The 15,846-nt window shown below is 59.4% G+C and carries 14 protein-coding genes; 4 read left to right on the forward strand and 10 right to left on the reverse strand.

What is annotated here, in order from left to right; translation table 11 throughout:
• Positions 1–50: 50 nt before the first annotated feature.
• Positions 51–680 (forward strand): glutathione S-transferase family protein, encoded by a 630-nt coding sequence (locus KGA96_RS00515; RefSeq protein ID WP_223465295.1) that lies wholly within the window; start codon positions 51–53, stop codon positions 678–680.
• A gap of 210 nt (positions 681–890) precedes the next feature.
• Here KGA96_RS00515 and creD read toward each other — a convergent pair whose 3' ends face one another.
• The 3 genes from creD to creB form a co-directional block, all read right to left on the reverse strand.
• The gene (creD, locus tag KGA96_RS00520; protein WP_046039396.1) at positions 891–2,261 is read right to left on the reverse strand and encodes a cell envelope integrity protein CreD; all 1,371 of its coding nucleotides are present in this window, start codon (positions 2,259–2,261) and stop codon (positions 891–893) included.
• Positions 2,262–2,355: 94 nt separating this feature from the next.
• Positions 2,356–3,774, reverse strand: coding sequence for a two-component system sensor histidine kinase CreC (gene creC, locus KGA96_RS00525; RefSeq protein ID WP_046039394.1), 1,419 nt, complete (start codon positions 3,772–3,774; stop codon positions 2,356–2,358).
• The gene (gene creB, locus KGA96_RS00530) at positions 3,774–4,454 is read right to left on the reverse strand and encodes a two-component system response regulator CreB (protein WP_223465293.1); all 681 of its coding nucleotides are present in this window, start codon (positions 4,452–4,454) and stop codon (positions 3,774–3,776) included. Before creB ends, creC begins: the two co-directional genes overlap by 1 nt.
• A 179-nt stretch (positions 4,455–4,633) precedes the next feature.
• Here creB and KGA96_RS00535 point away from each other — a divergent pair, with 179 nt between their 5' ends.
• On the forward strand, positions 4,634–5,437 hold the full coding sequence (locus KGA96_RS00535; RefSeq protein WP_080925286.1) for an RHS repeat-associated core domain-containing protein: 804 nt from the start codon (positions 4,634–4,636) through the stop codon (positions 5,435–5,437).
• A gap of 254 nt (positions 5,438–5,691) precedes the next feature.
• Here KGA96_RS00535 and KGA96_RS00540 read toward each other — a convergent pair whose 3' ends face one another.
• The gene (locus KGA96_RS00540) at positions 5,692–6,198 is read right to left on the reverse strand and encodes an ATP-dependent zinc protease (protein ID WP_046039553.1); all 507 of its coding nucleotides are present in this window, start codon (positions 6,196–6,198) and stop codon (positions 5,692–5,694) included.
• Positions 6,199–6,362: 164 nt separating this feature from the next.
• Here KGA96_RS00540 and KGA96_RS00545 point away from each other — a divergent pair, with 164 nt between their 5' ends.
• The gene (locus tag KGA96_RS00545; RefSeq protein WP_223511270.1) at positions 6,363–7,250 is read left to right on the forward strand and encodes an acyltransferase; all 888 of its coding nucleotides are present in this window, start codon (positions 6,363–6,365) and stop codon (positions 7,248–7,250) included.
• 1 nt (position 7,251) lies between these two features.
• On the opposite strand, the gene KGA96_RS00550 is transcribed toward KGA96_RS00545, so the two are convergent.
• The gene (locus KGA96_RS00550) at positions 7,252–7,806 is read right to left on the reverse strand and encodes a DUF2780 domain-containing protein (protein ID WP_223511286.1); all 555 of its coding nucleotides are present in this window, start codon (positions 7,804–7,806) and stop codon (positions 7,252–7,254) included.
• A gap of 224 nt (positions 7,807–8,030) precedes the next feature.
• On the opposite strand from KGA96_RS00550, the gene KGA96_RS00555 reads away from it, so the two are divergent.
• Entirely contained in the window at positions 8,031–9,170 is a 1,140-nt protein-coding gene (locus KGA96_RS00555; protein WP_223511288.1) for an RHS repeat-associated core domain-containing protein, read from the forward strand.
• Between the two features lie 63 nt (positions 9,171–9,233).
• Here KGA96_RS00555 and fdhA read toward each other — a convergent pair whose 3' ends face one another.
• The 5 genes from fdhA to KGA96_RS00580 form a co-directional block, all read right to left on the reverse strand.
• The gene (fdhA, locus tag KGA96_RS00560; protein WP_046039387.1) at positions 9,234–10,433 is read right to left on the reverse strand and encodes a formaldehyde dehydrogenase, glutathione-independent; all 1,200 of its coding nucleotides are present in this window, start codon (positions 10,431–10,433) and stop codon (positions 9,234–9,236) included.
• A 204-nt stretch (positions 10,434–10,637) separates the two neighbouring features.
• Positions 10,638–11,495, reverse strand: coding sequence for a formyltetrahydrofolate deformylase (gene purU, locus KGA96_RS00565; RefSeq protein ID WP_007981374.1), 858 nt, complete (start codon positions 11,493–11,495; stop codon positions 10,638–10,640).
• A gap of 217 nt (positions 11,496–11,712) precedes the next feature.
• Entirely contained in the window at positions 11,713–12,345 is a 633-nt protein-coding gene (locus tag KGA96_RS00570) for a sarcosine oxidase subunit gamma (protein ID WP_007980412.1), read from the reverse strand.
• 147 nt (positions 12,346–12,492) lie between these two features.
• Positions 12,493–15,510 (reverse strand): sarcosine oxidase subunit alpha, encoded by a 3,018-nt coding sequence (locus tag KGA96_RS00575; protein WP_223511291.1) that lies wholly within the window; start codon positions 15,508–15,510, stop codon positions 12,493–12,495.
• Complete coding sequence (locus tag KGA96_RS00580) at positions 15,507–15,836, reverse strand: sarcosine oxidase subunit delta (RefSeq protein WP_056726580.1); 330 nt, start codon at positions 15,834–15,836, stop codon at positions 15,507–15,509. The genes KGA96_RS00575 and KGA96_RS00580 overlap by 4 nt, the downstream gene beginning before the upstream one ends.
• Between the last annotated feature and the right edge of the window lie 10 nt (positions 15,837–15,846).

Genomic DNA, 15,846 nt, shown 5'->3' on the forward strand with positions numbered 1-15,846 from the left:
CAGGCCAACGCGCTATGCTGCCCGACACTGCCACCGATCGAGACGCTGCCATGTCCGCCCCGAGCATGACCCTGTACCACAACCCGCTCTCTCCCTTCGTTCGCAAAGTCATGGTGCTGCTGCACGAAACCGGCCAGCAGAACCGTGTGGCGTTGCAGGCCAGCGTGCTCACCCCGGTCAACCCGGACCTGACCCTGATCGAAGACAACCCCCTGAGCAAAATCCCGGCCCTGCGCTTGGCCGACGGCAACATCATCCACGACAGCCGGGTCATCCTCGACTACCTCGACCACCAGCACGTCGGCAACCCGCTGATCCCCCGCGAAGGCTCGGCCCGTTGGCGCCGCCTGACCCTCGCCTCACTGGCCGACGGAATCATGGACGCGGCCGTGCTGGTGCGCTACGAAACCGCCCTGCGCGCCCCGGAAAAACACTGGGACGAATGGCTCGACGGCCAGCGCGCCAAAATCCGTCGCGCCCTGGCCTTGCTGGAAAAGGACGCGATTGCCGAGCTGACCTGCCACTTCGACGTGGCCGCGATCAGCGTGGCCTGTGCACTGGGTTACCTGGACCTGCGCCATCCGGATCTGGATTGGCGCACAGCGAATCCGCAGTTGGCGGCGTGGTATTTCGAGGTGAGTCAGCGGCCTTCGATGATTGTGACGATGCCGAAGGCTTAGAACTTCGCTGGCTGTACTGTCCGCTTCGCGAACAGGCCCGCTCCCACAGCAGATCGTCGGTGCGTACAAATTTTGTATTCACTGGAGAACCCTTGTGGGAGCGAGCCTGCTCGCGAAAATACCAACGCGGTTCATCAGGCAACCACTGCAAAATCCGCGTCACTAACACCTCGCTCCAGCGCTGATCCTCGCGCAACCCCACCGACCGGTTCATTGCACCGCACCAATATCGAAGTCCAAAGGTTGCGGCGGTTTTTGCCCAACCCCGTACCAATCCAGCTTGCGTGTCAGCACCATGAACACGCCTAACAAACCGAACAGCAACAACGAGCCCATCAGCAGCGCGTAATCCTCGGCGCTCAACACGCCATAAAGCAGGCCGTACAACCCCGCCAGCCCCGCGGAGAAACTCAATCCGTTTACGACACTGCGCAGGACATGGCACACATAAAATCCGATCAACAACACACAGCCAGCCGCCGACAACAGGTATGCCAGCCCGAAACCGATGTGCTCGGACAGCGACAGCAACAGCAGATAGAAGATTGCCAGGGCCACCCCCACCAGCGCGTATTGCACCGGGTGCACGGCCAGGCTTTTCAGCACTTCGAACAGGAAGAACCCGGCGAAGGTCAGGACGATGAACAGCAGCGCGTATTTGATCGCCCGGTCGCTTTTCAGGTACTGGTCAACCGGGTCGATGAAGCTCACCCCGAAGCTGCGGCCGCTAAAGGCTGTGCAGTCACCGCCGGTGACGCAACTGTTCAAGGCCTCCTGCAAGTTGGTGGAGAAGAATGACGCCTGCCAGTTGGCGGAGAATCCCTGATCGGTGACTTTACGCTGGGCCGGCAAATAGTTGCCGATGAAGCTTGGGTGAGGCCAGTCGGCGCTCAGCGAGACTGTGCTGGTTTTACCCACCGGTAAGACCTGCAACACACCCGTGCCTTGCAGGCGCAGGTCAAAACCGAAGTCCAGCTCCGTGGCCTTCTCTGTATTCAGCGTCGGTAGCGCCACGTGCACGCCCTCCCCCAGCCAACCGACCTGGCTTCCAGGAATGAAGTCCAGACTCTGGCCGTCGAGTTCGAGTTTCAAGGCATTTTCGATACCACGGATGTCGCTGATGCCAACGGCGAGAAACGGCTGGTCGAACCGGTAATCGGCAAAGTCTTCCTTGATACCGAGCCGCGCCGGCAGCGAAAAATGCCCGCTGATGCGATTGTCGGCATGAAACAGCCGCGCCTGGTAAATCCCCCGGGAGCGCAACTCGGTCTGCACCTGGCCGTCCAGTTCGAAGCGTTCCGGCAGGAAATACAGACGACCGCGCTCTTCGCCGATCTCCTGATAACGCTCGTTGGTTTTTTCACGGGTCTTCCAGGTGCGCACTACCTTGCGATACGGCACCACCATCAACGGACCGCTCACTTGCTGGCTGAAGCTGGAACTGCGGGCGATGTCGTCGAGCACACCGTCGCGCAGTTGCTGCCGGTCCTGGATCACGCCGTTGATCATCAGCAGTGGAACCAGCAACAACAGAATCAACAGGGCAATTGCCCCGAGTTTTAGGGTCAGGCTACGGTTCATGGGACTCTCCCTGTTTTGGATGGGGAAAGTCTGGGTTGGCAGTGTGAGGAATGAATGGAGGGAATGTGGAGACTTTGTGGAGACTGGACCGGCCCTATGGCAGGTGCACTGTCACTTGCACACCACCGTCGACATTGCCGATGCTCAGGGTGCCGCCATGCAGCTTGACCACTTCCTCGACAAAGTTGAGCCCGAGCCCGGTGCTTTTTCGCCCGCTGTCCGGTCTCGGCAACGAGTAGAACCGCTCGCTCAACCGTGGCAACGCATAGTCTGGAATGGCCTCGGCCTGGTTGAACAGTTTGAACTCGACCTGCTCGCCGATTCGCCTGGCACTGAGGCGCAGCAGGCCTTGGACCGGAGTGAAATCCAGCGCGTTTTCCAACAGGTTGCCCAGCGCCTGGCGCAATAAAAATGCCTCGCCAGTCAGCATCAGATCCGCTGCAATGGCTTGTTCAACCTGCAATTGACGACCTTCGATTCGCGCCGCCTGAGCATTCAGCAACTCAGTCACCAATGCGCCCAACGGCACATCGACGCGCTCTTCCAGGCCTTGGCGTTGCTCGACCTGCGCCAGGTTCAAAAGCCGCTCGATCAACTGCTGCATGCGCGCACTTTCGCTGTCGATATTGCCGACGAAACGTTGCCGCTGCGCCAGAGGCATCTCGCCCTGCAACAGCTCCGCCGCACCACGAATCGCCGCCAGCGGACTCTTCAGCTCATGGGTCAAGGTGTGCACGTATCGCTCGACGTAGGCCTTGCCTTCAAGCTGCGTGCGCATCTGCTCCACCGCCGTGGCCAACTGATCGAGTTCACCGCCGCGATAATGCGGCACTTCAACCCGCCGGCCTTCACTGACGCCTTGGGCGTACGCCGTCAATCTTCGCAGGGCACGGCTCAGCCACCAGGACAACAACGCGCCGAACAGCAGACCGAGGCCGATCAACCCGGCTCCATACGCCAGCAACCGGCGTTCGGTGCGATCCACATAAGGCTGCAACGAGCTGTTGGGCTTGGCCACGGTAACCACGCCGATGATCTGGCCGTCGTCGCGAATCGGCGCGCCGACGTGCATCACCGAAGACCCCGGATCGTTCGGATCAATGCGCGTGGAGCGAGCGCCGTATTCGCCGCGCAGGGTCAGGTAGACGTCATTCCAGCGGGAGTAGTCCTGCCCCACCGCCGCCCCACTGGAATCCAGCACGACGATGCCCTTGGCGTCGGTGACGTAGATGCGGTGGTTGACCTGATTCTTTGGCAAACCCCAGATTTTCGCCGCCGGCTGTCGCTCACCATAGGCCTTGAGCAGTTCCGGCCAACGGTTCTGGTTGAGGCTGCCGGCCTTGAAATCGTCGCGCAGGATCTCGGCCATCAGGTTGGCGGTATCGACCAGGGTTTCTTCGGTGGACTGGCGAACGCCGGGGCGGATCTCTTGCATGACCGTGTTGAGCACAAAGTAGCCGGTCAGGCCAATGAACAGGGCGTAGACCAGGAAAATCCGGATTCCCAGCGGCATCAGCTTTGTCCCGGGTTGTAGCTGTAGCCGAGGCCGCGGTGGGTCTGGATCGGCTCGGCGTCAGCCTTCACCCGTCGCAACTTGGCGCGCACGCTCTTGATGTGGCTGTCGATGCTGCGCTCGTAACCAGCGTCGGCGGCCACGCCCAAGGCATCGAGCAACTGCTCTCGACTGAAGACGCGCTCGGGCTGCTCCAGCAGGCATTGCAGCAGGCGGAATTCATGGCGAGTCAGGGTCAGCAGTTGACCGCGATAACTGATTTGCACACGTTCGCTATCGATGCGAAACAGCGTCGTCGACGGTTCGCTCACCGTGCGGGGCGCTATGCGCTTGAGAATCGCCCGGACCCGCGCCGCCACCTCCCGAGGGCTGAACGGCTTGACCACGTAATCGTCAGCGCCGATTTCCAGGCCCACGACGCGATCGATTTCGCCATCCCGGGCGCTGAGGAACATCACCGGCACTTCGCTGAAGCGCCGCAGTTGCTTGCAGGTTTCGAAGCCGCTGATGTCCGGCAGGCCGATATCGAGAATGATCAGATCCGCCGGGGTCTGGCGCTGATGCTCCAGCGCCACCGCGCCGAGGCTCAGCCATGTAGTGGTGAAACCCTCGCCTTGCAGGGCGAAAACCAGGGTGTCGGCAATGGCCGCTTCGTCTTCGACAATCAGGATATGAGGCATGGCGTCCGAGCCCGCTGGTTGAGTGGGCGAACGGTGACTCAAGGGGGAATCGGCGTCAATCCGGCTGAGCTGATTGGCGGTCAGGTCTGTAGTACCTAGCAGTTCTGGTAGTAGGCAATAGCTGCAAAAACTCCGATGCTCAAGGTTATGCGATCCGGACCTTGAACGGAGTTCAACCCATGTCCAACACATCCCGTAATACCGTACTGTGTCGCTATCACTACGATCCACTGGATCGCCAAAATGGCTGCACAGTACTTCAGCAACCCTCCATCCAGCGCTTTAATTGCAAAGAACGATTGGTCACTGAAATCCAGGGCGCCGCTCGCTGGAGCATCCTTCAGCACGACGACCAGTTACTGGCCCAGCAAAATCACCTCGATTCCAAGGTGAACACCACACTGCTGGCCACCGACCTACAACGTTCGGTGCTCAACGCTCTGGACGCGACTCAACCTAATCCCCTCGCCTACACACCCTACGGCCATCGCCCGGCGGAAAACGGATTGCTCAGCCTGCTCTGCTTCAACGGCGAACGGCCGGACCCGGTGACCGGGCATTATCATTTGGGCAATGGTTATCGCCAGTTCAATCCGGTGTTGATGCGGTTTAACAGCCCGGATAGTTGGAGTCCGTTTGGCAAAGGTGGGTTGAATGCTTATGGATATTGTTCGGGGGATCCTGCAAATCAAAACGATCCAACCGGACACTACAAAGTACCCACATTGATTTTCGATAATATTTTTAAAAACGCACACGAATTCGTCACCAACAGAAAAACCTATAGATTTTCACACTTTTCAACAGCAAGAAAAGAAGCCATAAAAAGCTTCGGAGGCGGTAAAAAACTTAAACTTCTAGCCGAATCAACCAAAACCGAACCTGATGCAATAATTGCCAAGGTTTTGGTCGAAAAGGGTAAACCATCCCGACTTGCCTCGTTCAACAAAGGCGAAGATGCCAATGAATATCTGGAAAACTAAGCGCTCACATTTCTAAACTTACCGCACAGAGAAATACCAACCGAGAACTGCTAAAAAACCCAGAATACCTTCAACATCTAAGCACCCGAGAACTCGACAACCTAAAACTCAATCAAAGAGATGTAAAAAATGAACTCTCCCACAGCATAAAATACTCACTGCAATTCAGAAGCCCAGGTCCAGACACCACGGACTTCAATGTAGAGACGTGGACCCAGGCAGCGATAAGGAAAGGAACCCAATAAGTCGATCAATCAACAATCCGGCTTATCCGCCGTAAACCTTCTCGCCGGATTCACCGCCGCGCCAAACTCACGCAACGCCTTAGCCCCAATCAGCAACGGGTAGTTAAAGCTACTGCGATCAGTCAGGTTGACCTCGACCGTGCGCTTGACGTTACCCAGGCACAGCTCCAGGTCGACCACCGGGCGCTTGGTAGGTGCGATCACTTCGCTGTCATCCTCTTCCTCTTCGGAGCGGGTCTTGATCTTGCTGATGCGCGCGATCTTGTGTTCGTAGACCTGGTTGCCCGCATCCTTGGTGCCGAGGCGAAAACGCACCCAGTCTTCGCCGTCACGCTTGAAGGTTTCGATATCCTTGGCCGACAGCGACGCGGTCAGGGCGCCGGTGTCCATTTTCGCCTTGAGGACCTTCCCGCCGATTTCCGGCAGGGCGATGTATTCGTAACGACCATAGAGAGTCGGCTCGGCGGCCATGACCGGTAGGGCAATGAGGGAGAGCACTGCAAGGAGGGATTTCACGTAATGGGTTTCCATGAGAGTGAGCAGTCGGATTTTAGACCGTCGTTCGCTTGATCGTTCCCATAAGGTTACCGACCCAAAAGTGAAACATTTGTCAGCACCGATTTGGCCTGTCGCCCGAAGCTGCTTATCATGGCGCGCCCAACCGCTTCCACGAGTGACTTATGCGCCGCCTGCTCACCGGCTGTTTCGTGACCCTGCTGCTTCTGCTCAACACCCTGGTCCTGATCGGACCGTTGATGGTGTTTGCCCTGCTCAAATTGATCCTGCCCGGCCGTTTTCGCGATTACGCCTCCTGGTCGGTGATGTGGATCGCCGAGACCTGGTCCGAGATCGACAAGCTGATCTTCCGTGTCTGCATCCCTACCCAATGGGACATCCGTGGTGGTGACGATCTGCGCCGCGACACTTCATATCTGGTGATCAGCAACCATCAATCCTGGGTCGACATCCCGGCGCTGATCCAGACGCTGAACCGGCGCACGCCGTTCTTCAAATTCTTCCTCAAGAAAGAGCTGATCTGGGTGCCCTTCCTGGGCCTGGCGTGGTGGGCGCTGGATTACCCGTTCATGAAGCGCTACAGCAAAGCCTTCCTGGTCAAATACCCGGAACTGGCGGGCAAGGATCTGGAAATCACCAGGCAGGCCTGCGAACTGTTCAAGCGCCAATCGGTGACAGTGGTCAATTATCTGGAAGGCACCCGCTTCACGGCGGCTAAATGTGCCCAGCAACAGTCACCGTTCAATCACCTGCTCAAGCCCAAGGCCGGCGGGGTGGCCTTTGTGCTGGCGGCGATGGGCGAACAGCTGGACGCGATTCTCGATGTGACGGTGGTTTACCCGCAGCAGGAGATTCCGGGGTTCTGGGACCTGATCAGCGGCAATGTGCCGAGGGTCATCATCGATATCCAGACCCGCGAACTCGACCCGGCGCTGTGGCAGGGCGATTACGAAAACGACCCGGTGTTTCGCGAGAAGGTCCAGAACTGGGTCAACCAGCTCTGGATCGAGAAGGACCGGCGCATCGACGACTTGCGCGCCGGGCGCCGCTGAATCAGCTACCGGCGCCAGCGCCCCAGATCCCGCCCAGGCTGCTCAGCAGTGTACCGCCGACGCCCTGCTGACCGAGGTATTGCAGGAGCACCGGGGCAAACTGCCCGATCATGCCGCTGTCCATGCCCAGCGCGCTGAAGGCGTTGTTCAGGTCGTTGGTGTTCTTGACGTTGCCCAGGGCATTGTCCAGCCCTGCAGCTTTGCCGCTGGAGCCGAGCAGACCGGCCAGTGCGCCCAACTCACCGCCGCCCGAGAGCATGTCGATGCCCGGCACGCTTTTGGCCAGTTGCGAGTAGTCGGTCGAACTCAACTGGTTCTTCGCCAGGCCCAGCATCGCCCCGGCACCGCCAATGGCTTGCTCTGGGGTGATGTCCAGTTCACTGAGAGTGCTCAGCAGGTCGGCTGTCTGTGGCGTCGGCGCGGCGGTCGCGGCTGCGTCACCGCCCTTCATGCCGGCAATGGCATTGGCCGCATCGCCCAGGCTGAACTGTGCGAAGGCCGGGCTGGCTGCCAGGGTCAGGAGTGATGCCAGTGCAAAACCGCGTGAAATCTTCATTCAGACATCCTCTTGTTTCAAGAAAACGCCCGGCTTACGGGCGCAAAGCTGCCGTTTTGACCGGGCAAACGCGGGCATGTTCCTCGGGCTTCCATCCATTTCCCATCCACTCGTCACAAAGCAGCCCCGAAGCCTGCGGCACTATCAGATCTGCTAGTAGGCGACTCTGTTCGAATGCACCACAGTAAAACCCTGAATCGACAAACTCATTCAGGAACCCGGCCATGCTCCCAAATCGAGAAACGCTGCTCTGCCGTTACCACTACGACCCGCTGGATCGTCTGGTTGATTGCACTCCCTCTGCGCAAGCCCCCGCCCAACGCTTTTACCTGAAAGATCGTCTGGCCACCGAGATTCAAGACGCGGTGCAGCGTTCGATCATGCAGCACGACGATCAACTGCTGGCTCAGCAACAGCGTCAGAGCGGGGTCGTGGAAGCGCGCTTGCTTGTCACTGATCAACAGCGTTCGGTTTTGAATGTACTTGATGTGGCTCGGCCACATCCCCTCGCCTACTCACCCTATGGTCATCGCCCTGCGGAAAGCAGCTTACTCAGCCTGCTCGGCTTCAATGGCGAACGGCCGGATCCAGTGACAGGGTGGTATCTGTTGGGAAATGGCTATCGGGCGTTTAACTCGGTGTTGATGCGGTTTAACAGTCCGGACAGTTGGAGTCCGTTTGGGGAGGGTGGGTTGAATGCGTATGTGTATTGCGTGGGGGATCCGGTAAATCGGACCGATCCGTCGGGACATATTTCACAATTCGTCAAGAACGCACTTTTGAAAGGCTCATCACTCAAGTTGCCTCGACACGTAGCACCTAAGAACACGCGAGCACGCACTGCCTACATAAAAACGCCTGACCTACAGATTATAAAAAATCCGACTCATTTTGAACCACCATCAAATACGACTAGAGGTGTTTCTGAGCCACCGCCGCAACCAAAAGTAGATTTAAGTACGTTAGATTATATTGGCACCCATGGATCCACGACAGCACACCATAATAGTTTAACAGCCGGGCTACACTCCAACTTCATGAATAGCGCTAGCGGTCTCAGCAGCGGTCCAGGCTTCTATGTATCCCCTACTCGAAGAACAGCAGTAGATTTTTCGGAGATCGCGGCCAGTTACTCCAACAATGGCACACCCCACGTTTATGAAGTATATGTCAGTGACTTTAGTTCCATGATTCCTGGTCGCCATTACCGGTATGGAACAATGGGCGAGGGAGGCTTGATTTACAGATCGTTAAACGAAATGGAAATAGTTTTGCATGAGCGTATTTATAGACGAGTTTCAATTCATGCTACGGAGATCAGAAGGCCCCAGGTACTTCCCAGAGCCTCCGAGGCACCGTTCTGAATTCTACCAAGGGATAACAAAAGAGGGTGACATCATTTCACCCTCTTTGTTTACCCTAAGCCTTTACGCCGCACTAAACATCTTATGCGGATCAATCACAAACTTCTTCGGCACACCCGCATCGAACTCGCCATACCCCTGCGGCGCCTGATCCAGGCTGATCACCTGCACCCCCACCACTTCGGCGATGTTGATGCGGTCCCACATGATCGCCTGCATCAGCTGGCGGTTGTACTTCATCACCGGGGTCTGGCCGGTGTGGAAGCTGTGGGATTTAGCCCAGCCCAGGCCGAAGCGGATGCTCAGGCTGCCCATTTTCGCGGCAGCGTCCACGGCGCCCGGGTCTTCGGTCACGTAGAGGCCGGGGATGCCGATCTTGCCTGCCACACGCACCACGCCCATCAGCGAGTTGAGCACGGTGGCCGGCGCTTCGTGTTTCACGCCGTCATGGCCGTGGCCTCGGGCTTCGAAGCCGACGGCGTCGATGGCGCAATCCACTTCCGGTTCACCCAGCAGTGCAGCGATCTGTTCGTGCAGCGGGGTATCGAGTGACAGATCGGCGATTTCGAAACCCTGGGCCTTGGCGTGAGCCAGGCGAACGGTGTTGACATCACCGACGATCACCACCGCCGCACCCAGCAGGCGAGCGGATGCGGCCGCCGCCAGACCGACCGGACCGGCACCGGCGATGTACACAGTGCTGCCCGGGCCAACGCCGGCAGTCACGGCGCCGTGATAGCCGGTCGGCAGGATGTCGGAGAGACAAGTCAGGTCACGGATTTTTTCCATGGCCCGGTCGCGATCCGGCAGTTTCAGCAGGTTGAAGTCGGCGTACGGCACCATGGCGTATTCGGCCTGGCCACCGGTCCAGTCGCCCATGTCGACATAACCATAAGCACCGCCCGGACGCGCCGGGTTGACGCTCAGGCAGACACCGGTATGCATCTCTTTGCAGGAACGGCAGCGCCCGCAAGCGACGTTGAACGGTACGGATACCAGGTCGCCGATTTGCAGGTTCTCGACGTCGCTGCCCTTCTCGATCACTTCGCCGGTGATTTCGTGGCCCAGCACCAGGCCGGTTTGAGCGGTGGTACGACCGCGCACCATGTGCTGGTCGGAACCACAGATGTTGGTGGAAACCACACGCAGGATGACGGCGTGGTTAATCTTCCTGCCACGCGGGTCCTGCATTTTCGGATAATCAATACTCTGCACTTCGACCTTGCCAGCGCCGAGATACACCACACCACGATTGCCAGACATGCTTTCACCTCGCTGTTGTTTTTATGGAACCGCGTTGCCCAGGCAGGCAGCGCGTTAAGTGCTCGGGTTATTGCCTGTGTGTCTTGTGTTGTCCGTTATGCCGCTATCGCGAGCAGGCTCGCTCCTACAGTGGATCTTTGGTGTGACTGAGATTTGTGGGTAACCACAAACCCCTGTAGGAGTGAGCCTGCTCGCGATGGCAATCTAAAGAACGACTGTTCTGTTCGCGTTCAAAAACACGCGTCTTTCAATGTGATACCCCACCGCCCGGGCCAGGGTCAGGCCTTCGATATCCCGCCCCTTGGCGATCAGGTCTTCCGGGTAATGGCTGTGATCCACTGCCTCGACGCCCTGGGCAATGATCGGGCCTTCATCGAGATCGTTGTTGATGTAATGCGCCGTGGCGCCTACCAGTTTCACGCCCTTGTTGTAGGCCTGGTGATAGGGCTTGGCGCCCTTGAAACCCGGCAGCAGGGAGTGGTGAATGTTGATCGCCTTGCCATCGAGCTTGCGGCACAGCTCTGGCGACAGCACTTGCATGTAGCGCGCAAGGATCACCAGTTCCGCACCGGATTCTTCGATCACCTGCCACACCTGGCGCTCTTGCGACGGCTTGTCGTTCGGGTCCAGCGGGAAGTGGTAGTACGGAATCTGGTGCCAGTCGGCCAGTGGCTTGAGGTCCGGGTGGTTGGAGACCACAGCAGCGACGTCCATCGACAACTGGCCGATGCGCTGGCGATAGAGCAAGTCGTTGAGGCAGTGATCAGCCTTGGAAACCATGATCACCACTTTCGGCCGATAGTTTGGCGCGGTCAGTTCGAAGATCATGCCGAAGGCTTCACCGCGCTCGGCCAGGCCCGCGCGGAAGGACTGCTCGTCGAAACCGTCAGGCTGGCGGAATTCCACACGAATGAAGAAACGGCCCGAGAGTCGGTCATCGAAGGAATGGTGCTCGGTGACGTAGCAGCCCTGCTCGAACAGAAAGCGGGTCACCGCGTCCACGGTGCCGAGCACGCTGGGGCAGTCGGCGGTCAGAATCCATGTGTCTGGGGCGCGGCTCATAGTGCGGTGACTCCTGTAGCAAATTCTGTGATCACAGAGAATTCTGTGTTGAGCTTGCCTGTGGCGAGGGGGCTTGCCCCCGTTGGGCTGCGCAGCGGCCCCAAATCCGGAGTGTGCGATCTAACAGGTAGACCGCATTCACTGGTTTTACGACTGCTTCGCAGCCGAACGGGGGCAAGCCCCCTCGCCACAAAAGCAGCCACACTCACATACCGTGTCAGGCCTGTACGCTCAGGCCGTACTCGGCAGAAGCGTCCTGCAACCACAACCACCAGTAATCCGAGAAGCTGCGACGAATCAGCAGTTCCCAGGTGTCTTCTGCGGTGTGACGGATCATCAGTTGCGACTTGGCGAACACCGTGCCGACGGCTTTGCCCACCGGGAAGTTGTTCGGGTGCACGTCGTAGCTGGTGGACTTCATCAGCACCTGGCGCACGTTCGGGCCGCTCAGTTCGAGGAGTTGCTGGCCGCCGCTGACGTTGACGATCGCAATGTGCAAATCGCCCAGCGCTTTGCGCAGTTTTTGCTCGGCGGCCAGTTCTTCACCGGTCGGCACGATCAGCAGCCACTCATCCGGCCCCATCCATTGCAGGCTGGTTTCACCTTTGACTATGACGCTCAGTGCGCCGGGCAATTCGATGCCTAGGGCCTTGTGCACGCCAGCGGCGAATGCGGCGTCGTGGCCATCACCACGGATGGTCAGGTGACCGAGGAGTTTCTTTTCACGCACAGTCACACCGGCGTTCTTGCGGCCCTTGCCCACCAGGCTGGCGAGGTCGGCGTGATGCAGCGACGACTCGGCCTTGGCCCCGGAGGTTGGGCGTTGTTGGTAAACATTGGCTGCGGTCATAAAGCACCTTTCCTGAATTCTGTTAGCCCTGTGGAGACTGTTCTGCCGCTTTCGCGAGCAGGCTCGCTCCCACAAGGGGTACGCGATCTCCTGTGGGAGCGAGCCTGCTCGCGAAAGCGGCTGCCGGCCCCCCACAGGACCCGAGCCTTAAACGTTCTGGCGCTCGCCCTTCGGATCAAAGAACACCGAAGAAACGATTTCCGCCTCGATCACACTGCCGTCGGCTAGCGGTGCAAACACTCGCTCGCCCATCCGCTGCAAGCCGCCCTTGACCACGCCCATGGCGAACGAATAGCCCAGGGAGTTGTGCAGGTAACTGGAAGTCACGTGACCCACCATGGTCATCGGAATGGCTTGCTTGGTGTTGAACACCAGTTGCGCGCCTTCCGGCAGCCATTTGTTCGGATCGATCGGCTTCAGGCCAACCAATTGCTTGCGCTGATCACGCACGCAGTCTTCACGGTTCATGCCACGCCAGCCGATCCACGAGAACGGTTTGGTGCGACCGACACACCAGCCCATGTTCAAGTCGTCCGGGGTCATCGAACTGTCAGTGTCCTGGCCGACGATGATGAAGCCCTTCTCCGCCCGCAGCACGTGCATGGTTTCAGTGCCGTACGGGGTCAGGTTGTACTTCTTGCCGGCGTCGACGATTTTTTCCAGCACGCCCATGGCGTAGTCGGCTTGCACGTTGACTTCGTACGACAGTTCACCGGTAAACGAAATCCGGAATACCCGCGCTGGCACACCACCCACCAGACCTTCTTTCCAGGTCATGAACGGGAAGGCTTCGTTGCTCAGGTCGATGTCGGTGACTTCAGCGAGCAGCTTGCGGCTGTTCGGCCCGGACAGGGTCATGGTCGCCCAGTGGTCGGTGACGGAGGTGAAGTACACCTTCATGTCCGGCCATTCGGTCTGGTGGTACAGCTCCAGCCACTGAAGTACGCGAGCCGCGCCGCCCGTGGTGGTGGTCATGACGAAATGGTTGTCGGCCAGGCAAGCTGTCACGCCGTCGTCGAAGACCATGCCGTCTTCTTTGCACATCAGGCCGTAACGCGCCTTGCCCACGTCGAGCTTGGTCCAGGCGTTGGTGTAGACGCGGTTGAGGAACTCACGCGTATCCGGGCCCTGGATGTCGATCTTGCCCAGGGTCGAAGCATCCAGCAGGCCGACGCTGTCGCGCACGGCTTTGCATTCGCGCTTCACCGCGGCATGCAGGTCTTCACCGGATTTAGGGAAGTACCAAGGACGTTTCCACTGGCCGACGTCTTCGAACTCGGCGCCATTTTTCAGGTGCCATTGATGCAGCGCGGTGTAGCGCACCGGCTCGAAGATGTGCCCACAGTGACGACCGGCCACGGCGCCGAAAGTCACCGGCGTGTAGTTCGGACGGAACATGGTGGTGCCCATCTGCGGGATGGTCACGTTCAGCGAACGGGCAGCGATGGCCAGGCCGTTGACGTTGCCGAGCTTGCCCTGATCGGTACCGAAGCCCAGCGCGGTGTAGCGCTTGACGTGCTCGACCGACTCGAAGCCCTCGCGGGTCGCCAGTTCGATGGCGGCGGCGGTGACGTCGTTTTGCAGGTCGACGAATTGCTTCGGCGCCCGTGCGGTGTTCTTTTCATGGGGCACCTGGAACAGCGCCAGGGTCGGCTCTTCGAGACGGCTCAGGGCTTTTGGCAACACGCCTTCAACCGACTGGAAGCCGGCTTCGGCAGCAGCGCGAACGCCACCTTCAAAACCATCGGCCAGGGAATCGCCGAGGCCGTAGACGCCGTTGATGCCACCGACACACACGCGTTTCTGCGGTGCTTCACCCGGTACGAAACCGAGGATGTCTTCGCGCCAGATCGGCTTGCCGCCCAGGTGCGAAGCCAGGTGAACCACCGGGCTGTAGCCACCGGAGCTGGCGACCACGTCGCAGTCGAGCCATTCGCCTGGGCTCGTCACGGTGTGGGCTTTGACATCGATGGCGGCCACACGGGCAGCGGTCACGTGCTTGCTACCACGGGCCTCGATCACGGCGCTGCCGGTGAGGATGCGGATGCCTTTGGCGCGGGCTTCTTCCACCAGCGCACCACGGGGATTGCTGCGAGCGTCGGCGATGGCCACCACTTGCAGGCTGGCATCGAGCCAATCCAGGGCAACGCGGTAGGCGTGGTCGTTGTTGGTCGACAGCACCAGTTTCTTGCCCGGTGCCACACCATAACGACGCACGTAGGTCGAGATGGCGCCGGCGAGCATGTTGCCCGGCACGTCGTTGTTGCCGTAGACCAGTGGACGCTCGTGAGCGCCGGTTGCCAGCACCACGCGAGTGGCGCGGACCCGGTGGATGCGCTGACGCACCTGGCCGATCGGTGCGCGGTCGCCGAGGTGATCGGTCAGGCGCTCGTGAATGGTCAAGAAGTTATGGTCGTGGTAGCCGTTGACGGTGGCGCGCGGCAACAGCAGTACGTCCGGGGTGTTCTTCAGCTCATCGATGACGCTGGCCACCCACTCCATCGCCGGCTTGCCGTCGAGGCTTTCGCGGGAGTCGAGCAGGCTGCCGCCGAACTCTTCCTGTTCGTCAGCCAGAATCACACGGGCACCGCTGCGCGCAGCCGCCAGTGCAGCGGCCAGACCAGCAGGGCCGCCACCAACGATCAGCACGTCGCAGTGCTGGTTCATGTAGTCGTAGGTGTCCGGATCGTTCTCGGTCGGCGAGCGGCCCAGGCCGGCAGCCTTGCGGATGTACTTCTCGTAGGTCATCCAGAACGATTGCGGGTACATGAAGGTTTTGTAGTAGAAGCCCGGTGGCATCAGCTTGCCGCCGACCTTGCCGAGAATCCCCATCATGTCGTTGTTCACGCTCGGCCAGCCGTTGGTGCTGGTAGCGACCAGGCCTTGGTACAGCGCCTGTTGCGTGGCGCGCACGTTCGGGATCTGCGTGGCTTCGGTGGCGCCGATCTGCAGCACCGCGTTCGGCTCTTCAGCGCCGGCAGCGAAGATGCCGCGCGGACGGGAATACTTGAAGCTGCGACCGATGATGTCGACGCCGTTGGCCAGCAGTGCAGCGGCCAGGGAATCGCCTTCGAAGCCTTTGTAGTTCTGGCCGTTGAAGGTGAAGGTCAAGACTTTGTTGCGGTCGATCCGTCCGCCGTTGGACAGGCGATTGATCTGGCTCATACCTTCTCTCCCAGAGCCGTGCTGGCCGCTTTCGGGCTATCGGTCTTGTCGGTGAATTGTGGCTTGGCGCCGATCTTGTAGGTTTCGAGAATCTCGTAGGTCACGGTGTCGCGGGTGACGTTGAAGTACTGACGGCAACCGGCGACGTGATCCCACAGCTCGTGGTGCAGACCGCGAGGGTTATCGCGGAAGAACATGTAGTCGCCCCACTCCTCGTCGGTGCAGGTGTTCGGATCCAGTGGACGCGGGATGTGCGCCTGGCCGGATGCATGGAATTCCTCTTCGGAGCGCAGTTCGCCGCAGTGAGGACAGAAGATATGCAACATGGGGATTTCT

This window comes from Pseudomonas sp. GL-R-26 (genome assembly GCF_019947365.1).
Lineage (GTDB): Bacteria > Pseudomonadota > Gammaproteobacteria > Pseudomonadales > Pseudomonadaceae > Aquipseudomonas.